Raw genomic sequence first — 20,392 nt, 5'->3', positions numbered from 1 at the left:
TCCCCCTTTTAGTATGTTAACTCTTTAATTTTAAGACTGTAAATTATTTCTACTTCTTTGCTACCAACTGGTGCTTTTTTAACAGTCTGAAGTTCTTCTTTTTCTGATTGACTAACACTAAGAACGTTATTGTCAGGATCATCATTGTACTTATATAGCGTATTGTCAATACCTTCCTTTATGTAGCTATCAACAGTATGTGTTCTAATGGTATCCTTAAATACATAATCATTCAGGTTCTCATCCCACTCTCTATATGCATATTTACCTTTCTCATCATCAAACGACATTTGTCCATTTAAGGTAAAATTCATCGTGAAATAATTATCTTTAGACACATAGATCCTAACATCACTATCCACATAATTCCCAAGCAAGGATGACCCATAGATATCAGAATTCCGATATTCTATGCCGATACCTTGCCATGCTATTTTTTCGATTCCCTGATAGTTTTTCACCAAATAATCTGTCACATCTTTTTGAATTTGCGTAAACGCATCTTGATATAGCTTTTCATCACTATTTTTTTCTACTGTTTTATTCATAAAAATTTTACCTCCAATAAGGATACCTATGATCACCAGACCTAATAAGATAAGCCAGTTGCTTTTCTTTTTCATTCAGATTTACCACTTTCTATTAGCTATACTTTCGCATCTGATATTTAGTATAGTTGAGGTGATATATGCTCTACCACTATTTTTATCCACTAGCTGTTTGCTCATCTAAATGATTCGAGTAAATACTGGTTATATGCACTAGTCTTTGCTTTGAAAAATTTGTCAATTAACACAAATGGATGCTAATTATTCACTCTTTATCATTAAATCACTTCCAAACAAGTATACTAAAGCGCTTACATTATGTCAAGTGCTTACGATTCCTGACGGTAGCAGAATCTAGAAAAATTTAGTTTGTATCTTCATTTACAAAAGACATCACAAAGCTTATACACATTTTTTCAAGCGAAACAAAAAAAGCTGTCCAAGGACAACTTTCTCTAGTCTATAACTATCTGTTAAACTTATCTAATCCCTAAAGCGATCCGCGCATAGCGGCTCATTTTATCAACGCTCCATGCAGGGTACCAAACCAGTTTCACTTCAACTTCAGAGACTTCTGGTACTTCTTTTAGGGCGTCGTGGATTTGATCAGTCAAGAGGTCTGCAAGTGGGCAGCCCATCGTAGTCAGCGTCATTTGGATTTCTGTTCTACCAGAATCTTCAAACTCAATCGCATATACCAGACCGAGGTTGATAATATCAACCCCTAATTCTGGGTCGATTACGCCTTCTAATGCTGACAGAATTCTGTCTTTAATTTTTTCAACTTCTTCTGTTGTATAATTTGCCATAGATTGATTTATCTACCTTTCATTACGTCATCGGTTAATAGCCTTATTCTATCAAAAAAACGCATTTTTGACAAACTTATTTGACTTATCAAGTAAAAATGACATCTCATCGATGCCATTTTTTACCATATCTTATTGGGTCACTAACACGCGCAACGTATCATCGATTTTTTCAGCTGTTTTACGGCCTTCACGAATGCCCCAGATAACAAGAGAGGGACCACGTTTTGCATCGCCAGAGACATATACTTTTTCATTATTTGTTGTATTGTCATCAAAGATTTGCGTAATGCCAAAGCCTTGGAAGACTGATTGCTCTGCACCAGTAAAGCCCATGGCAAGTAAAACAAGATCTGCTTTAAGCGTTTCTTCAGTCCCTGCAAGTGGTTTAAAGTCTGGTCCGACTTTAACGGTGTTGATGGCGATCAATTGGCCACGTTCTGCACCGACAAATTCAGTCGTCGATGTCGCATAACGTGTCAAATTGATGTTACCTGCAGCAATGGCTTCTTCTTGACCGTAGCCTTTGCGTCCAACCATAGGATATTCTGGCCATGGATTTGATGCTGTACGCTCACCAGGTAACTCTGGTGTAATCTCAAGCTGTGTCACACTAGCAGCACCAAGTCGCACAGCAGTTCCGATACAGTCATTACCTGTATCCCCACCACCGATAACAACCACGTGTTTACCTTTGAGTGATTGGCGCATTTTTTTGTCGCCATTTGACAAGACAATTTTTGTGATATCTGTTAAGAAATCAACCGCCAACTTGACACCACTTAGTTCACGACCTGGAATAGTCAAATCACGTGGTACACTTGCACCTGTTGCGATGATGACACGATCATAATTTGATGTCAATGTATCATAGGCGATATCACGACCAATTTCAGTATTGGCAATAAATTCGATGCCAACTTCTTTCATGACATCAATCCGACGTTGAACGATATCTTTATCCAGTTTCATATTCGGGATACCGTACATGAGCAAGCCACCAAAGCGGTCAGCACGTTCATAAATCGTCACGTTATGACCTAATTGATTAAGGCGCCATGCTGCAGAAAGACCAGCAGGGCCAGAGCCAACGATTGCGATGGTAAAGTCAGTCCGTTCTTTAGGCCGACCACTATCAGCTACCCACCCTTGTTCAAAGGCATTGTCGATGATAAAGCGTTCATTATCATGGATGGTAACCCCTTCACCGTTTAAGGATTCGGTACAACTTTTTTCACATGGTGCAGGACATACGCGTCCTGTCATCTCAGGAATAGGATTTGTCCGTGACAAGCGTTCGAATGCTTTCTTAAACTCATTACGGTAAACTAAGTCATTCCATTCAGGAATAAGATTATCGTTAGGACAGCCTGATACTGCACGACCGCCACCATAAAAGTCACCTTCATGACAGAAAGGAATCCCACAGCCCATACAGCGTGCTGCTTGTTCTTTTCGCTCTTCAACGTCAAGGGGGATTTGCAACTCCTTAAAGTCTAACACACGTTCAGAAACCGAACGATAAGGATTGTCCTTACGTTTGTACTTCATAAAGCCAAATGGATCTGCCATATTACTGTCCTCCTACTTTTATTAATTCAGCCTTTTCTTCAGCAGGTGTACTCATTGCTTTTTCAAATGTTGCCATTTCAAGCTCTGCCCCTGTAAGACCATCTTCTATGAGATGATGCTCGATTTCTTTAATTTCATGGTACTCAGTCGGATAAACTTTGACAAATTTATCAAGGGCATTATCCCAATCAGCAAGTAAGGCTTTGGCCTTTTCTGATCCTGTATAGCTTGCATGGTTTTCAACCATTTCCTTGAGGACATCGTCACCACGGGTTTGGCCTACTTTATAGAGGTCAACCATCTCCATGTTGACTTTAGAGGCGAAGTCACCCTTGCTATCATAGACATAAGCCACACCACCACTCATACCAGCAGCGAAGTTTTGACCTGTACTACCAAGGATAACAGCTAGACCACCTGTCATATACTCACAACCGTGTTCGCCAACGCCTTCAACAACGACTTTTGCACCCGAGTTACGGACACAGAAGCGTTCTCCAGCACGACCGCGGAAGTAAGCTTCCCCGCGAACTGCGCCAAATAGCGATACGTTACCAACGATTGGAGAGGCTTCGACATTAAAGCCGGCATCTACTGGTGGTTTAACAATAATACGACCACCTGATAAGGCTTTACCAATATAGTCATTGGCTTCACCAATCAAGGTAAGCTCCATCCCTTGCGTCGCAAATGAGGCAAAGGATTGACCAGCGATACCTGTGTATTCGTATTTGATCAAACCTGGTGTCAGCGCATAGTTACCGTAACGTTCGGCAATCCAACCAGCCATTCGCGCACCAGCGGTACGTGTGACATTATTGATTGGTTCTTTGATCGTCACACCAGTGCCACTATCGATAGCTGCTTTAGCAAAGCCATCTAATTCTTTCCATTGACGTTCTTCGATAAACGGATCGACAACTTTACGTTCGATCGGCATCGTTGTCCCGATAATGCGACTGAAATCAAGTGATTTTGATTTGCCTTTGGCGATAAACTTAGGTTTCAAGACTTCAGCATGACCAATCATTTCATCCACTGAACGGAAGCCAAGATCAGCCATGATTTCTCTGAGATCCTGCGCTAAGAAGTTCATAGCATTGACAACATGCTCAGGTTTCCCTGCAAAGTGGGCACGGAGTTCTGGATTTTGTGTTGCCACACCAACTGGACACGTATTTAATGAACAAACGCGCATCATGACACAGCCTACAGCGACTAGAGCAAGTGAGGCAAATGAATATTCCTCAGCGCCGAGTAGTGCTGCGACAGCGATATCACGGCCTGTCATTAATTTACCATCTGTTTCAAGTGTCATCCGTTGACGCAAGTTATTCATGGTTAAGGTTTGATGGGCTTCTGCAAGTCCCATCTCCCACGGCAAGCCAGCATCACGTGCTGAGTTACGAGGTGACGCTCCTGTACCACCATCATAACCGGCGATCACAACCTTGTCTGCACCAGCTTTAACACAACCAGTAGCAATGGTACCAACACCAGTAGAAGACACGAGTTTCACGTTAATCTTAGCATAAGGATTAACTGCTTTAAGGTCATAAATCAACTGTGCCAAATCTTCGATAGAATAAATATCATGATGTGGTGGTGGTGAAATCAAGGTAACACCTGGTGTTGAGCCACGGATTTCAGCAACCCATGGGAAGGCTTTCCCACCTGGTAGTTGTCCACCTTCACCTGGTTTAGCACCTTGGGCAAGTTTAATTTGTAATTCTTCTGCACTCATGACGTATTCGGCGTTAACACCAAAACGACCTGATGCAATTTGTTTGATCTTAGAGTTTAGATTCGTGCCATCTGCTTTTTTATAGTAACGTGCACGATTTTCGCCGCCTTCACCAGAGTTTGATTTGGCGCCAATCGAGTTCATAGCTTCTGCAATCGTCTCATGTGCTTCTTTAGAAAGCGACCCAAAACTCATGGCACCGACTTTGAAGCGGGTCACGATATTTTCAACTGGCTCGACTTCTGACAGAGCAACAGGCGTGCGTTTTTGGTTAAATTCCCAAATATGACGGAGGTTTGACGGTGTTTCATCTGCCTCAACATGTAGTTCTTCAGCGTAGGCCTTATATAGCGCATAGTCGCCTTGACGAACCGCTTTTTGGAAGTTGTAAATCGTCAGTGGGTTAAAGATATGGTGTTCACCGTCAGTTTTAAACTGATAAGACCCACCTGATGGTAACGTCTCCTGGCTACGAGGCCCGTAAGCAAAGGCATAACGTTCCAGGTATTCTGTTTCGATCTGATCCAGTGACAAGCCACCAATACGTGTAACCGTCCCACGGAAATAGTTATCGACAACAGCAGATGACAGACCAACAGCTTCAAAGAGTTGCGCTCCTTTGTAACCTGAGATGGTCGAAATCCCCATCCGACTCATGACCTTAATGATGCCTTTTTCGGCAGCATGACGGAAAGATTCAACCTTATCAGCCATATGGTAATCAACGAGTGTTTGATAAGCACCATAAGGATGGATTGCACTCGCGCCATAACCAATGATCGTCGCAAAGTGATGCACTTCATTAACCTCTGCCGTATCCACAACGATAGAGAACTGGCTACCTTTACCTTTTTCAACCATGTAGTTATACAAGCCAGATGTGGCAAGTAAGATTGGCATCGGCATACGGCCTTCTGCCTGGTCACGGTCACTTAGGATGATAATGCTAGCGCCGTTGTCTACAGCTGCTTCAACTGCTTTAAACATGTCAACTAGCGCATTTTCCAATCGATTCTGTGTTTCCTTCGTCACATCATAAAGTGTCGAAATCAGTTTAGATTTGTGCTTCTTATCTTGACTAAAGGCAATTTTTTCAAAGTCTAATGTAGACAAGACTGGACTATCTAGTTTGAGCTTAACGCAGTTTGCGGCATCATCTGAGCGCAAATCACCGTCACGGCCAAGATAGACTTCTGTCCCAACCACAATCTTTTCCCGAATGGCATCAATTGGCGGGTTGGTTACTTGGGCAAACTGTTGCTTAAAGTAAGTAAAGAGGGATTGATTTTTCTGAGATAAGACGGCAAGTGGACTGTCATACCCCATCGAGATAACAGGTTCTTGACCATATTCAGCCATCGGTACGATCACTGTTCTGATGACCTCATCCGTGTAGCCGAATAACTTATGCATGGTTTGCAGACTCGCTTCAGACATCTCTGGAAACTCACCTTGTGACGCTAGCTCATCGATATGACGGAGATTTTTTGTCAACCATTTTTCATACGGATATTGCGCTGCATAATGCTTTTTAACTTCTTCATTACGCAAGATTTTACCATTCACTGTATCCACAAGCATCATGTTACCAGGGCCAAGCACCCCTTTTTCGACAACACGGCTAGGCGCAAAGTCAACGACACCTGATTCTGATGAACAGACGATAAAGTTATCCTCAGTAATGCTATAACGGCTAGGACGAAGCCCATTCCGGTCAAGACGTGCCCCAACTGTGTCACCATCAGTAAAGACTAGCGCAGCGGGACCATCCCAAGGTGCCATGAATGAAGACGTATATTCATAAAATGACGTCAACTCTGGTGATAAACCAGCCTCTTCACCCCAAGCTTCTGGAATCATCATCAAGAGGGCGTGTGGCATATCGCGACCATTGCGGTAGAGATACTCCATACAGTTTTCGAGTTTAGCTGAGTCAGAGTTTTCCTCGTTATAAATTTCGATTTTGTGCGACGTCATCCAGTTTTCAGCACCACGAAGGGTATTGATCTCACCATTATGGGCAAGATAACGAAAAGGTTGCGCACGATCCCATGATGGGAAGGTATTTGTAGAAAAACGTGAGTGTGTCAGCGCAATCGTTGACTTGAAGTCAGGGTCTGATAAGTCAGGATAGAAGGTGCGCACTTGAAAGGCATGTAGCATTCCTTTATAAACGATCGTTTTACTAGATAATGAACAGATAAATAATTCTGAAGTCGCAAATGTTTTTTCAAGTTTGCGGCGCAAGCGATATAATCTATCTTCGAAATCACGACCACTCTTACTATCGCTAGGTTTTGAGATAATAAACTGAACAAATGCTGGCATGATATCTTGTGCAGCTGGTCCACAGTTATCAAAATTAAAGGGAACATCACGCGTTAAGATGATTTGGTAACCATCTGCTTGCAATTCAGCTGTAATTGATTTACAAAGCGCTACTTTTTTATCTGCTTCTTTAGGCAAGAAAAATTGACCAACTGCATAGTCACCTGCTTGAGGCAAATCGATCAATTTTTCTGATGTCACTTTATCAAAAAAGGCGTGTGGCATGGCAAAAAGTGCACCTGCACCATCACCTGTATCAGGTTCGGCACCCGTACCACCACGATGGTTCATGCGTTCCAAAATCGTCATCGCATAATCCACTAGTTCATGAGTTGGTTTACCATCTATTTGGGCAATAAAGCCCATACCGCAGGCATCAGACTCAAAAGTCTGGTCCCACAAAGTTTGCTGTCTAGCTTGTAATTTATCCATTAATTCATCCTCTCACAGATAATGTCAAACACCTTTTACTTTTATGAGGTTATCTGACAAAAGATATAGGATAATTCTACCAAAAAAAAGCGAAATTAACAAGCAAGTTTTCTGAAAATTCATTATTTTTGACACCTATTCCTATCTTGTCATATTTATAACATCATATCATATAGAAAACAGTGACAAAGGATGGTATACCTTGCTCCATTAATCACAAACTAGCGCCTAATTTATTTCCTTATGTTATTTTTAAGTCTTATTTCATCATGATATACAGACCTTATCTTGATGATAATCAGCTAACAATAGGTCTCGTTTTAATACTGAAACGTCTATTTATATGTAGCTGAATGCTACCAATCCAGTATTTTGTAAAATGGGTCAGCAAAGCGTATACTAGGTGTAGGAGGTAATCTCATGAAACTTACACTTGATGATGCAGTACTGAGCCGTTTAAGTCATTGGACTACGGCAGATGTCGTCTTAGACTATGACCAAACGATTGGTGAAACTGGTAGACCTGTAGATGGCTGTGCAATCGGCACACGATTTCGCTTGATTGCGATCGATAAGGGCACTTTGCCACCTCAATTTGATGTTGTTATCGACTCAAATTTAGCACCCATCTATTTTAAAAAGGATGGCGAGCTATTTCTGACAAAAGATATGACTCTAACACAAAACGCTGATTTTCGTGTCCAGCTTAAAGATGCTGGGTCTCTAATCGATAGTAATGTTCAAGTCTTGGACTTAAGAAGCAAAGTAGCTGACTAAGACAAGGCATCACGCAAAACATAACGATAAAAAAATCAAGTTCTGAGCTATCAGAACTTGATTTTTTTGATTAAGACTTATCATAAATCGGTTTTAACTATCGCCTTAGTTTGCGACGATATTAACTAATTTATCTGGTACAGCGATCACTTTTCTGACTGTTTTACCAGCGATTAGGGATTGAATCACGTCATTTTCTAGTGCTAATTTTTCAAGATCAGCTTTACTTGATCCAGTTGGCACCATTAATTTTGCCTTATTCTTGCCTAACACTTGTAGCACGATTTCTACTTCATCATCCACAAGTTTGCTGTCGTCAAATGTTGGCCAGGCAACGTAAGAAATACCTGTTTCACCTGTCAGATTTTCCCAAAGCTCTTCTCCCAAATGCGGTGCAAAGGGTGCTAGCAGTTGGATAAAGCCTTTGGCATAGTCAGCTGGGATCTCATCTTGTTTATTGGCAGCATTAACAAAGATCATCAATTGCGAGATTGCCGTATTAAACTTGAGGGCATCTAAATGCTCTGTCACAAATTTAACAGTCTCATGATAGACACGACTCAGCTTGCCATCATTTTCTTGGGTGATCGTTTTTTCCGTTAATAAACGATAGACACGATCCAAGAATTTACGTGAGCCTTCAAGACCTTCAGCAGACCAGGCGATACTGGCATCTAGTGGTCCCATGAACATCTCGTATAGACGCAAGGTATCTGCACCATACTGATCGACCACGTCATCTGGATTGATGACATTTTTCAAGGATTTAGACATTTTAGCTGGTCCTTGGTCAAGTGCCTCGCCATTTTCTAGGTTATAGAACTTGCCATCACGTTCCTCAACCTTATCTGAGGCAACAAGGGCCCCACGGCTATCGCGATAGCTTGTCCCTAAAATCATCCCTTGGTTATAGAGTTTTTGGAATGGTTCTTTGGTTGGCACTACACCGATATCAAACAAGAATTTATGCCAGAAACGGGCATAAAGTAAATGTAACACCGCATGCTCAGCCCCACCAATATAAATATCAACTGGTAACCACTCTTTTAAGAGCTCAGGATCAGCTAATTGTTGGTCATTTTTCGGATCGATATATCGTAAGAAATACCAGCTAGATCCAGCCCATTGAGGCATCGTATTTGTCTCACGACGTCCTTTAACACCATCTTCTCTAACCACTGACAACCAGTCAGTCAAGTTAGCAAGTGGTGATTCCCCATTACCAGATGGTTTAATATCTGTTGTTTTAGGTAAAATAAGTGGTAATTCTGATTCTGGAAGTGCAGTAGATGTCCCATCTTCCCAATGAATGATCGGAATAGGTTCTCCCCAATAGCGTTGGCGACTGAACAACCAGTCTCTCAAACGATAGGTCACTTTTTCTTGACCAAAGTTATTCTCAGTCAACCAGTCGACCATCTTAGCAATACCGCTTGCTTTATCAAGGCCGTCTAGGAAGTCAGAATTAATGTGTAAGCCATCTTCTGTATAAGCTGCTTCTGAGACATCACCACCGTCTATAACTGGGATAATCGGTAGATCAAACGTTTTGGCAAAATCCCAGTCACGTTGGTCATGGGCTGGAACGGCCATAATCGCACCGGTGCCATAAGTCGCAAGTACATAGTCAGAAATCCAGATTGGGATTTCACGTCCATTAACTGGGTTAACAGCATAAGCACCTGCCCAAACACCTGTTTTATCTTTAGCTAAATCAGTTCTAGCAAGATCAGACTTGAGACTCGCTTGATGTTGATAGGCTTTTACAGCCTCTGCTTGATCAGCACTAGTAATTTGTGCGACCAAGTCATGCTCAGGTGCTAAAACAGCATAGGTAGCCCCAAAAAGCGTATCAGGACGCGTTGTAAATACCGTAAATGACTGGTCTGTATCTTTGATTTTAAATTCGACATTGGCCCCGACAGATTTACCAATCCAGTTGCGTTGCATGTCCTTAACTGACTCAGGCCATTCTACGTCTTCTAAATCATTGAGTAAGCGCTCTGCATAGGCTGTGATTTTAAGCATCCACTGACGCATCGGTTTACGAACGACAGGGTAGCCGCCACGTTCTGATGTCCCATCAGGTAGTACTTCTTCATTTGAAATCGCAGTCCCAAGCTCTTCAACCCAGTTTACTGCAACTTCAGCTTCATAGGCCAAGCCTTTTTCATAAAGTTTTGTGAAAATCCACTGTGTCCATTTGTAATAGTCTGGATCAGTTGTATTAATCTCACGCTCCCAGTCATATGAGAAGCCAAGTGCATTGATTTGACGCTTAAACGTCGCGATATTTTCTGCTGTAAATTCAGCAGGATCATTTCCTGTATCCATGGCATATTGTTCCGCGGGTAAGCCAAAGGCATCCCATCCCATGGGATGTAAAACATTAAAGCCTTGCGAACGGCGCATACGACTCAAAATATCTGTCGCTGTATAGCCTTCTGGATGCCCAACGTGTAAGCCGGCACCACTCGGGTAAGGAAACATATCTAAGGCATAAAACTTAGGTTTATTTTTATCAGTCCCTGTTTTGAAGGTCTGATTATCTTGCCAAAATAATTGCCATTTTTTTTCAATTGCTTGATGATTAAAAGTCATAGTACTCTTTCTTTTTGATTAGTCTAGACAACTAACTTGTTTTTTAAATGTATCTTAAATAGGCTGATAGGACATCGCATACTTGCTAGCCTAGTAAGCCTGCTATCGGCTGATCAGCCTTTTAAAGTTATTCTTTATTTTACGATATTTTTGCTATTTTTTCAAATCAGCTAGGTCACTTATCAGCTATATTAATCAAGCTATAAAGTAAGACCAGATCACTTCCCGTCAAGGTTAACCCGTATTGTCTTTCAAACTTTTTCATTTTTTGGGTTAGGGTGTTGCGATGAATAAACATCGCCTTTGCCGTTTTTAGTTGATTGCTATCATTTTGGTAAAGTTTTTTAATCAACTCTTGCGCCTCTGAATCCGTTAACAGCCTCTGCTTGATGATTGATAAGGGATGACTGCTTACTTGTTTGATCCCTGCTTTAATCAAAGCTTCTGAAAACGTTAATCCTTGTTCGAAATTACTTTTTTCAAGTTGGTACCGATCAGCTAATACAGCCTGATCATAAAACATGCCCAGATAGTAGGTACCGTCGACACCCAAGTCTTGAAATAAGGTAGCGAGTGTCTGCTTCATCTCTGACTCATATAAGCAATCCGATGATAGTTTTTCGATTGCGACACCATAGTCTGATGCTTGTTTCTCAACCGTGATGAGCGTTGGGAAAATCAAGGATAGATGTTCAGCAATCTCATCAAAACTATCAGATTTAAGTTGAATCAGACGGTAAACACCTGGAGAGAGCTGATCAAACTTCATCTCTTTTGTTGCAAATAGGACAGTACTAAATAAGCTGATTTCACGAGGCGTCAAGTCACTTTTATTCATGTAATACTGCTCACCGTCGTTTGTAAATGTGATAGCTGATTCTGGCTGGTCGCTAAGGCCTTTTTTTACTGGAAATATTTTTTCAAGTGCTGCTATTTTCATGATTTTACCAAAAAACGCCCAATGGCGTTTAAACGAGATCTTCTGATTTGACACGCATTTGGAATAATGGTGACAAGGGACGGTTTTCGTGAATGCGGATTATCGCATCTGCAATTAATGCCGAAATCGAAATCTCGGTAATTTTTTCAGAATCACGAATACTTTGTGGCAATTCAATCGTGTCTGTCACCACAAGTTTTGTAATCGATGAACTTTCAATTCTCTCAAGTGCTGGTCCTGATAAGACACCGTGTGTACATGAGGCATAGATATCAGTTGCACCAAGTGCTTTTAAAGCATTTGCAGCAAGGGTAATCGTTCCAGCTGTATCGATCATGTCATCAATCAAGACACATTTTTTACCTTTAACGTCACCGATAATATTCATGATCTCAGCAACATTTGCACGTGGCCGACGTTTATCGATGATCGCAATCGGTGTTTTTAGGAAATCAGCCAATTTACGGGCACGCGTTACACCACCATGGTCAGGTGATACAACAACGACATCGCCATTTTCACCTGTCAAGCCAATACGCTCAAAGTAATCGGCAATCAGTGGCGCACCCATCAAGTGGTCTACTGGAATATCAAAGAAGCCTTGAATTTGTGAAGCATGGAGGTCAATCGTAACTAGACGATCAACACCAGCCATCTGAATCATATTTGCGACCAACTTAGATGTGATTGGTTCACGTGGTCTTGCTTTACGATCTTGACGTGCGTAGCCATAATAAGGCATCACAACGTTAATCGTACCAACTGAAGCTCTTCTTAAAGCATCAACCATAATTAAAAGTTCCATCAAGTTTTCATTAACCGGACTAGATGAAGACTGGATTAGAAACACATGACTCCCACGAACTGATTCTTCGATGTTAATCTGAATTTCCCCATCACTAAATGTTTTCACTGAACATTTTCCGAGGTCTAACCCCATATTTTTGGCAATTTTTTTAGCCAATTCTTGGTTTGAGCTAAGTGCAAATAACTTCAGGTTTGCGTACGACATGTCATCCTCCGAGATTTTCTAACTCTTATTTTACTATTTTTTAGCCTTTTTGTAAATGACTGGGTCATATACAGCCGAAAAAGGGGTAAGGCTTATCACTAAAGCCCTGATAAAAAAGGTAAGGCCTCAATTTCCGAATTAAAGCAGATCTTGGAATAGGCCTTTTACAAAGAGTGCTTCATCAAAGTTCTCTAAGTCCGTTAGGCCTTCACCCAGTCCAACTAGTTTGACTGGGATTTTTAAAATCTGTTGGATGGTTAAAATAATCCCCCCCTTAGCAGACCCATCTAATTTTGTTAAGACAATACCTGTTAATGGCGTCACTTTTGAAAATTCTTTTGCTTGAGAAATCGCATTTTGCCCAGTTGTCGCATCCAATGCTAACAAGGTTTCGTGTGGCGCGTCTGGTAGTTCACGTTTGATGATCTTGCCCATTTTTTCAAGCTCTTTCATCAGGTTATCCTTGTTTTGCAAGCGCCCAGCTGTATCGATTAACAGCACATCGAACTGCTCTGCTTGTGCACGCTTAACCGCATCAAAGACAACCGAAGCAGGATCAGATTTTTCTTTACCGACGACGATATCAACGCCACTACGGCGTGACCACTCGACGAGTTGATCAGTCGCACCAGCTCTAAAAGTATCTGCTGCTGCTAGTAAGACCTTCTTACCTTCATTTTTAAAGCGATTGGCTAATTTACCGATGGTCGTCGTTTTACCGACACCGTTTACCCCGACAAATAGCATAACCGTCAGTGGCTCGCGGATGATTAAGCGAGTTTCTAATCCAGACTCACCAAAATTATCGACCATTTTTTCGATGATGACGCGTTTCACATCATCTTTTGACTTGGCATTTTGCAATTTAACTTCATGACGCAAATCATCTGTCAACTGTGTCGCGACATCTACACCAACATCACTCATGATCAAGGTATCTTCTAATTCTTCAAAGAAGGCTTCGTCAACAGATCTAAAGTTAGATAAAAATGCATTAAAACGGGCCCCAAATGACTTACTCGTTTTTTTCAATGATTTTTCATACTTGTCTTCAATTTCCTGAGGTGTCTCAACTACTGGAGTCGTTACCTCGGGTATTGATTCTGATATCGATTCTGATATCGATTCTGGTACTGATTCTGGTGCAGATTCTGGTAAAGCTTCAATCGGTATCACAACTGGTTCGATCGGCATGTCTATTGCGGCATCTGCAAACGGTTCTGACACCGCTGTTATCGGTGGTTGTTGCGCCGCTTCAACAGGTGTCTCGGTAGCTACAGATACCAAATCATCTGCTTGTACATCACTATCGGCCTCAGCTACTGTATCTAAGTCTGACAGGTCAAACTTAAAGATATCCGCCGTTTGATTATCTTCAATCTGTTCTTCTATTTTTTTACCAAAAATTTTATCAAATAAGCCCATTTAATCCTCCAAAATATAGGTTTTTATCGCCCATGCAACACCATGCTCATCATTTGTCAGTGGTGCTGTCACATCTGCTATGGCCTTGACTTCTGCGGTTGCATTTTTCATGGCAATCCCAAGTCCAGCCCAGCTTAGCATGGTAATATCGTTTTCTTCATCACCCATGGCCATGACACTTGCTTGTTCAATCCCTAAAATCGCAATCAGCTGCTCAAGACCAAATGACTTAACGACACCCTTGGGCATGATTTCAAGTAAAATATCACGTGATTTAAAAATCTCGTATTTACTTTTTAAGCTAGCAGGAATTTTTTTTATTTGTTGATCTAAAAAGTCGTCATCTATTGCACTGACTGCCTTGTTTAAAATGATATCCTTGGGGATCGTATCAAAGTCTCCCATGGTAAAATCTAGAAATGGACTAAAGCCCTGATACAGTGACTTAGGATTTGTCTCATAACACTTGCCTTCGGAAATCACATCAAAGGGAAGATCTAGTTGCTCAAATGCCTCATGGAGTTCAACTAGATCCTCATAGGAAAAGGTCTTTTGAGATAAAATCTCACCATTATTGCGTTGGACTAGACCACCATTAAAGGTAATCGAATATTCACTTGCAACTAATAGGTCTAACTCACTTAAGATATGTTCAATCGCTTTTAACGGTCTACCTGTCGTGATGACCACATGCACACCCTGTGCTTGCGCAGCTTTTATGGCTGCTTTATTTTCATCCGAAATTTTTTTATCGTGTGTCAGTAGTGTCCCGTCTAAATCAAGTGCTAATAAGTTTATTTTCGTCATGCTCTCATTATAACACGCACCCCCACCAGACCGCAACAGGTCTCACGAAACGCAGTATATAGCGATTTCTTAAAAAACGACCCCCACCAGACCGCATCAGATTTAAACACGAACGTAGTTAAAAGCGTAGTTAAAACGTAACTCATTTTTTGTCAGGCAAGGTGCTGTGTGTCTATGATACACGGCTTTTTTTATGTCAGTATTTATCAGTGTGAATGGTTGCATGAACGTAGTTAAACGATTGCCCACAAACACTGTAATAACAAGGTTTTTAGCCATTATTGATGATAGAAAACGTAGTAAATTAACGTAGTTAAGTTGCATATACTGCATATATTGATGTTTTTTATTGTGCGCGTGATACGCGAACAGTTTCAACTTTAAAATCATACTTAGAGAAATCTACAATCCCATAGGCTACAGCAAAATCAAATAAAATAACTTTCAAACGTATACCGTATTGCGTTTTACCGTAACCTGATAATTCAACAAGTTTCCACGAACTTAGTTCATTTGATTTCATATATTTATTTTTCAAGTATTCATTGTTCTCTACCCTCTCAACTGCCTGCTCTATCTTTTTAACCTTTTCGCCTAGTTCTAAGTATCTGATAAGCTCTGGGCTTTCGTTACTTGTCCGACTTGTCTTAGATTTTGACACACCGCCATACTGCTGTGTATGGGCTTGTGGCATTGATAGTGTATAGGCTTTTTTTAACTGTCTATAACCGCTTAATAATCGCCTAGCTTGCTTTAAAATGCTCTCTTGCTCCTCTTTAGTGATATCAAATAGCTCAAACATAATTTTACTCCATTCTCTTCAAACATTTTTATGGTATTATATTTCGTTTTATTTAGAGTTTTTTTATATCTTCCTTTTCTTTTCAATTAACTTCCAGTTTTCAGATATCCACTTGACTATTGGATCACGAGGATAAGCTTTCTCTACCTCTCCGTTTTTTACTATAGGAAAGCTTCTGTGTATAGAATATAGTTTATCGAAAGTAACTGGACTCACACCGATAAACTCAGAAGCAAGCTCACGCGTCAATATAAGTGGGTAATCTGTGTCATTTTTCGTGTTTTTTCTTTGCATTGTTACTCCTCTAACTTTCTTAATTAATTCTAAAAATATTAATTCGTCAAACATACGCTAATTGCACTAAAAGCCCTGTCATTGACTGACAGAACTTTTATACCTACTCGTTGCGATATTCTCGCATATAATTTTTCATGTATTCGGGGTTATTTTCTTGCCATTCCTTACGCTCAGATTTACGCTTTTCTTTGCGACACTCAGGGCTACAATACCGTGAGTTGGCGGTCTTAGGATTGAATAACTTCCCACATATCCGACAATTTTTAGCTTTCATTTTTTTTAACTTCTCCTGTTAAACGCATAGGCACACAAAAATATGTGCAGTGACTGCTGAACGACGTAGCACACGCGGGGTGGGGTGGGTATGCCCCCTTATCCAAAAGCTTTGCGTACCCATTCAGATTCACTATAAAATATTTACATCATAAAAATAAATTTTAACAATATTTTTTTATTTATTTTTATTCATTATAAATCTTTTAGCAAGTTGCTCCATGCTTGATCGATTCCGTTTGTCTTGTCGGAGTTGATTCCGTACTTCCTTTCATATTCAGATTCAATCTGTTGCATAGCTTTTTGTTTAGCGGATTCAATTTCTTTTTCACGCTTTAATTTACTTTCATTGTAATTCATTTCAGCGACTTGCTTCGTAAGTCTTTTTATTTCATCAGCTTCAGCGTTCGCTTTATCTCGCATTTTGTCAAAGAACTCTTTACTCTGCTGTTTGTTTGCTTCCTCTCGCTCCTTACGTTCAGTCTCAGCACGTTTATAGGTTTCAGTAACCCAGTTGCCTGTAAACTGTTGTCCATTGTCCTTGCTTGTTTCTGTCATAATATTCCCCTTTTTATTCTACTGTCATCTCATCAAGAAATGTGTTGCCTAGATATTTACCAAGATAAACAGTTCTTACTGTATTGTTATTGCGATATTCCTTAGTTTGAGTTACAACAAAACCATTAGATGCTTTTAAGCAGTCAGCGTCTTTATAGATGTCATACTGAGCGATATTTAATAACTCATCCGCTTTGATGAATACTGCATTTGATTCCTCTGACAATGCTTTTAACTCGGCTAATAGTTTCGCACCTTTGATGTTTAACTCATCTTGTGCCATATCGGCAGCCTTTTCAATCTCTGAAATAAGTTGATTATACTCAACCTTAGGCAGTAATGGCGTATTTTTTAGTTTATCCAATTGCTTTTGATACAACTCAATAGCGTGTTTAGATGCCCAAATATCATCTTTAGCTTTGTTGAATACGTCAAGGTTTGCAGTCTCCTCAGCAGTCATTAAGTTCTCGTCAGCAATTTTTAACGCTCGTTCAGCTTCTAAAATATTATCCTCGTACTTATCAATGCCTGCTGAGTTATCATCTTTCATTGCTAATAGTTTAGTTTCAATTTCTTCAAATGCTTTCATTGTGGTTTCTCCTTTTAAATTTAGTCAGTATCAGTTTATATGGTGCAGGGTTGTCGGTTCATGGTGGTCTGCTCCATGCTGAGCGATCTGCTCTGATATAGTCATTTGTCATCTAGCACCTCAATCAATGTAAGTTACATTATTTAAAATGATAATCTTACCTGTTTCTGTAATCAGTGGCTCAGGTTCATTGTCTGGTTCTGTTGAGTTGATGTCTCGCAAAGCATTATTTAAAGTTTGCACATTGACACTCTCATGTAAGGTATCGCTATTGATGAAGTGAAATGTATAAGTTTTAGTTTGATTCATTTTATTTACTCCAGTATTTTGTATCTTAAATTTCGTTAGGTTATCGTACCTAATACTTAGGTCAGACAACGTGATTTTATTGTCATATTTCTATTTCTCTGATAATTCCTAGCCGTATAGCACTGTGACGGTAACAAGGTAACATTACCTACAAGCCCAATCATACCAATGCTCTATGCGTTACCGCATACGGTTTCAAAATGGTAACAGTAACGGTAACACGGCTATTTTTTATTACGTAAATACCCTTTAGTAACATTCTTTTGTTTCTCGTCATTCCAATAGAAATGCTTTCTAAAGGCATCTAGTTCCTCGGCTTTACGTAAATCAACTGCTCGATTAAAGCCTGCGCTACTTGGTCGACGTGATGTTTTCTGCCAGCCATCTTTGATGTGATCAGGTAGTTTATTCTCAAACTCTCGCTTAGTAAATGGTTTGACCCCTTCTGCTTCACACCAAGCATGATAGTAAGCACTGATAAAGGCCGACGGTAGAAATTCACTGACAAACTCGCCAAAGTTATCAGATACAAAGGCTAACACTGTATCGTTAATCATTTTAAACTCATCTAACAGCTTTTTAGTTGCCCTAGGCTCGATAAATCGCTCAAAGTTTAAGGATAAAGCAGTTTTTAACACATACTCCAGTACTTCAGGTCGCTTGATATAATCATCTTTGATTTTCCAATTGTCATTATCTGCGGTAAATGACTTCTCAAAAGGCACAATAAGCAACCGTCTATAAGTACCGTTTGACTTGTTCCTAAACTTAGGCAGGAAATTGGTAGACTGTATGACCAACTTGTTAAAAACTGCTAGTGTAGGTTGTTTACCTTTGGCCTCAATCGGTACTGGATCGCCTGTCACAACACTAAAGTAATTGCCTGCGTTGTCTAAGTAGCTGACTTGGCTATCATCTCCGATAATACACGTCTTGCCAACGACTTGGGATAGTGCAAACCGTTCTGAGAATTGTTCAGCTTTGACACTGGCCACGTTCTCACGACCGATTAAGTTCATGATCAAGCTTTGGACTGTACCTTTACCGTCATTACCTTTACCAACTAGCCAAGCCCCTTTACGATAAGAGTAATTACCGTTGGTACTTGCTGAAATAATTTGCCACAGTAATTGCACCAGCTCAGCATCTCCACTCATTAAATCAAGTAGCCAGCTATCAACTTGCCACCCTTTTATGTTAGGTGCTTTAGCTTGTGCATCATACTTAGTTGCTATAGTCGATGTAAAGATATATTTAGGGTTAAACAGCTCTAATTTTTGCGTTTTCTTGTTAAAGATACCGTTAGCTACTGGTATAAGATGCGCTTCTGTTGTCTGCTGTTTAACCTTAGCTAAGGTCTCTAGCTTAAATAAGACCTCTTTTGACCTTGCTAGGCTATAGGTAGGCTCTAACCAATATATTAACCGATGGAAAAAGGGCTCATTGGTTTCATATATGCCAAGCTCAGGGTTATAAATACCTAATAAGCCATTTTGACTGTCCAGCTTGATCACTTGCAACACACTATAGATAATCTTAGCCGTTTCAAGTGGTGGGATAGACTTAGGCGGTTCAGCACCCTTGCCACTCATAAATAAGTTGCGGTGTTCATGGAACAACTCACGTACACCCTTTAGCGTTCCCGTTTTCTCTTTGATATATTTAGGGTCTCTGATAAATTCTTGCTCTTTATCTGCCCAATCAGCTAAGGCTTGTTTAAACTCGTCTGTATTGACCGTCTTAGCCCCGTCCTCATCAACCTGTGTAAAATCATCTACCTTAGGTTTCTTGGCTCTAATCAGCTCTTGTGGTGTCTCTGCGACGAGGTCACTTAATTGTTTTGATGTCATTAAATCCTTTCTATACCATCTTAAATACACTTTTCCATATTGTGGTTAGCTCCTTATCATCTAAAGGAGGACTAGTTTTATTATTGAAAGCCTGTAATAAGTCCATGCAAGCACTAGGTGTTATGCCGATCTTGCGCCAATAATGTAATACCTTGTTAGTATCGATGTTACGTCTACCCTCACTTGCGCCACTATTAAACAACTCCCACATTTCAGCACTATAGGTACGCTGTCCTACTTTTGATGCTACCTGCCGTTTAGGTGGCTTGTGGATCATATCAAGTAACCAGCTTGGACAATCCGCAACATTTGCTAGGGTGTCATCACTATTAAAAGGCTGGTAATCGCCGTCTAGTCGCTTACTTGGGTAAATAGGTGTAAAGTGTGTTTTAATCTCCACACCGTCCATCAACTCGCTTACAATCGGTCTAGTAAATGTCTCAGTCGGTACTTTAAAGAAAATATGTACTCCAGCACCCGTTGGTGTCTTTTCAACATAAGTGTCTAACGGTTTACCTTGATTATGTTCTTGCCATATCAGATTGAAGGCTTTGATACCGTTTTGACCGTCCTTGTGTTCGTCTAAGTCAATACAGATTAGACCGCTATTTCTAAGATTAATCAATATGTTACGGTCGGGGATCTCATCAAACCAGCTACAAGCTAGGTCACTGCTTAATGTACCCTCTGCCGTTCCTTTTAAAATAGCCCGTTCGCTC

General features: G+C 40.5%; 17 protein-coding genes. 1 reads left to right on the top strand and 16 read right to left on the bottom strand.

The window, feature by feature from the left end:
- Positions 1-8 precede the first annotated feature (8 nt).
- From RU86_RS01035 to gltB, 4 genes are all read right to left on the bottom strand, one after another.
- Positions 9-548, bottom strand: a complete 540-nt coding sequence (locus tag RU86_RS01035; RefSeq protein ID WP_245810450.1) for a hypothetical protein — start codon at positions 546-548, stop codon at positions 9-11.
- A 479-nt stretch (positions 549-1,027) separates the two neighbouring features.
- A complete protein-coding gene (locus RU86_RS01030; protein ID WP_047915858.1) occupies positions 1,028-1,357 on the bottom strand; it encodes a metal-sulfur cluster assembly factor in 330 nt (109 codons plus the stop codon).
- 132 nt (positions 1,358-1,489) lie between these two features.
- Positions 1,490-2,929, bottom strand: a complete 1,440-nt coding sequence (locus RU86_RS01025; protein WP_047915859.1) for a glutamate synthase subunit beta — start codon at positions 2,927-2,929, stop codon at positions 1,490-1,492.
- A 1-nt stretch (position 2,930) separates the two neighbouring features.
- The gene (gene gltB, locus RU86_RS01020; RefSeq protein ID WP_096813626.1) at positions 2,931-7,433 is read right to left on the bottom strand and encodes a glutamate synthase large subunit; all 4,503 of its coding nucleotides are present in this window, start codon (positions 7,431-7,433) and stop codon (positions 2,931-2,933) included.
- A 420-nt stretch (positions 7,434-7,853) separates the two neighbouring features.
- Here gltB and RU86_RS01015 point away from each other — a divergent pair, with 420 nt between their 5' ends.
- Positions 7,854-8,210: an iron-sulfur cluster biosynthesis family protein gene (locus tag RU86_RS01015; RefSeq protein ID WP_079506782.1), complete on the top strand. Its 357-nt coding sequence runs from the start codon at positions 7,854-7,856 to the stop codon at positions 8,208-8,210.
- Between the two features lie 105 nt (positions 8,211-8,315).
- Here RU86_RS01015 and leuS read toward each other — a convergent pair whose 3' ends face one another.
- From leuS to RU86_RS00955, 12 genes are all read right to left on the bottom strand, one after another.
- Positions 8,316-10,811 carry a leucine--tRNA ligase gene (gene leuS / locus RU86_RS01010; RefSeq protein WP_096813625.1) on the bottom strand — a complete coding sequence of 832 codons (2,496 nt, stop codon included), beginning with the start codon at positions 10,809-10,811 and terminating at the stop codon, positions 8,316-8,318.
- Positions 10,812-10,986: 175 nt separating this feature from the next.
- Positions 10,987-11,751, bottom strand: a complete 765-nt coding sequence (locus RU86_RS01005; RefSeq protein ID WP_096813624.1) for a helix-turn-helix domain-containing protein — start codon at positions 11,749-11,751, stop codon at positions 10,987-10,989.
- A 28-nt stretch (positions 11,752-11,779) separates the two neighbouring features.
- On the bottom strand, positions 11,780-12,763 hold the full coding sequence (locus tag RU86_RS01000; protein ID WP_079506788.1) for a ribose-phosphate diphosphokinase: 984 nt from the start codon (positions 12,761-12,763) through the stop codon (positions 11,780-11,782).
- Positions 12,764-12,901: 138 nt separating this feature from the next.
- Positions 12,902-14,188 carry a signal recognition particle-docking protein FtsY gene (gene ftsY, locus RU86_RS00995; RefSeq protein WP_096813623.1) on the bottom strand — a complete coding sequence of 429 codons (1,287 nt, stop codon included), beginning with the start codon at positions 14,186-14,188 and terminating at the stop codon, positions 12,902-12,904.
- A complete protein-coding gene (locus RU86_RS00990; protein WP_096813622.1) occupies positions 14,189-14,995 on the bottom strand; it encodes a Cof-type HAD-IIB family hydrolase in 807 nt (268 codons plus the stop codon). It abuts the gene before it with no gap.
- A 346-nt stretch (positions 14,996-15,341) separates the two neighbouring features.
- Positions 15,342-15,797: a hypothetical protein gene (locus tag RU86_RS00985; RefSeq protein WP_096813621.1), complete on the bottom strand. Its 456-nt coding sequence runs from the start codon at positions 15,795-15,797 to the stop codon at positions 15,342-15,344.
- A gap of 63 nt (positions 15,798-15,860) precedes the next feature.
- The gene (locus RU86_RS00980) at positions 15,861-16,145 is read right to left on the bottom strand and encodes a hypothetical protein (RefSeq protein WP_245810449.1); all 285 of its coding nucleotides are present in this window, start codon (positions 16,143-16,145) and stop codon (positions 15,861-15,863) included.
- Positions 16,146-16,562: 417 nt separating this feature from the next.
- On the bottom strand, positions 16,563-16,925 hold the full coding sequence (locus tag RU86_RS00975; RefSeq protein WP_096813619.1) for an ATP synthase subunit B family protein: 363 nt from the start codon (positions 16,923-16,925) through the stop codon (positions 16,563-16,565).
- A gap of 13 nt (positions 16,926-16,938) precedes the next feature.
- A complete protein-coding gene (locus RU86_RS00970) occupies positions 16,939-17,514 on the bottom strand; it encodes a hypothetical protein (protein ID WP_096813618.1) in 576 nt (191 codons plus the stop codon).
- A gap of 120 nt (positions 17,515-17,634) precedes the next feature.
- A complete protein-coding gene (locus tag RU86_RS00965; RefSeq protein WP_096813617.1) occupies positions 17,635-17,823 on the bottom strand; it encodes a hypothetical protein in 189 nt (62 codons plus the stop codon).
- 224 nt (positions 17,824-18,047) lie between these two features.
- Complete coding sequence (locus RU86_RS00960; protein ID WP_096813616.1) at positions 18,048-19,673, bottom strand: DNA primase family protein; 1,626 nt, start codon at positions 19,671-19,673, stop codon at positions 18,048-18,050.
- 10 nt (positions 19,674-19,683) lie between these two features.
- Positions 19,684-20,392, bottom strand: a 709-nt coding sequence (locus RU86_RS00955; RefSeq protein WP_143468072.1) for a bifunctional DNA primase/polymerase, incomplete at its 5' end; no start/stop codon positions are given.

Origin of the sequence: Pseudolactococcus piscium (assembly GCF_002441695.1) — a bacterium.
GTDB classification, from domain to species: Bacteria; Bacillota; Bacilli; order Lactobacillales; family Streptococcaceae; genus Pseudolactococcus; species Pseudolactococcus piscium.
Note: the sequence above shows the minus strand (reverse complement) of the source record. Positions and strands in the feature narration are given on the sequence as shown.

Coding starts and splice junctions, on each gene's coding strand:
- RU86_RS00985 (WP_096813621.1), bottom strand. CDS start 15,797: ATGTTTGAGCTATTTGATATCACTAAAGAGGAGCAAGAGAGCATTTTA.
- RU86_RS01030 (WP_047915858.1), bottom strand. CDS start 1,357: ATGGCAAATTATACAACAGAAGAAGTTGAAAAAATTAAAGACAGAATT.
- RU86_RS00960 (WP_096813616.1), bottom strand. CDS start 19,673: ATGACATCAAAACAATTAAGTGACCTCGTCGCAGAGACACCACAAGAG.
- RU86_RS00990 (WP_096813622.1), bottom strand. CDS start 14,995: ATGACGAAAATAAACTTATTAGCACTTGATTTAGACGGGACACTACTG.
- ftsY (WP_096813623.1), bottom strand. CDS start 14,188: ATGGGCTTATTTGATAAAATTTTTGGTAAAAAAATAGAAGAACAGATT.
- RU86_RS01025 (WP_047915859.1), bottom strand. CDS start 2,929: ATGGCAGATCCATTTGGCTTTATGAAGTACAAACGTAAGGACAATCCT.
- RU86_RS00965 (WP_096813617.1), bottom strand. CDS start 17,823: ATGAATCAAACTAAAACTTATACATTTCACTTCATCAATAGCGATACC.
- RU86_RS01000 (WP_079506788.1), bottom strand. CDS start 12,763: ATGTCGTACGCAAACCTGAAGTTATTTGCACTTAGCTCAAACCAAGAA.
- leuS (WP_096813625.1), bottom strand. CDS start 10,811: ATGACTTTTAATCATCAAGCAATTGAAAAAAAATGGCAATTATTTTGG.
- RU86_RS00975 (WP_096813619.1), bottom strand. CDS start 16,925: ATGACAGAAACAAGCAAGGACAATGGACAACAGTTTACAGGCAACTGG.
- gltB (WP_096813626.1), bottom strand. CDS start 7,433: ATGGATAAATTACAAGCTAGACAGCAAACTTTGTGGGACCAGACTTTT.
- RU86_RS01035 (WP_245810450.1), bottom strand. CDS start 548: ATGAATAAAACAGTAGAAAAAAATAGTGATGAAAAGCTATATCAAGAT.
- RU86_RS00970 (WP_096813618.1), bottom strand. CDS start 17,514: ATGAAAGCATTTGAAGAAATTGAAACTAAACTATTAGCAATGAAAGAT.
- RU86_RS01005 (WP_096813624.1), bottom strand. CDS start 11,751: ATGAAAATAGCAGCACTTGAAAAAATATTTCCAGTAAAAAAAGGCCTT.
- RU86_RS00980 (WP_245810449.1), bottom strand. CDS start 16,145: ATGTTTGACGAATTAATATTTTTAGAATTAATTAAGAAAGTTAGAGGA.
- RU86_RS01015 (WP_079506782.1), top strand. CDS start 7,854: ATGAAACTTACACTTGATGATGCAGTACTGAGCCGTTTAAGTCATTGG.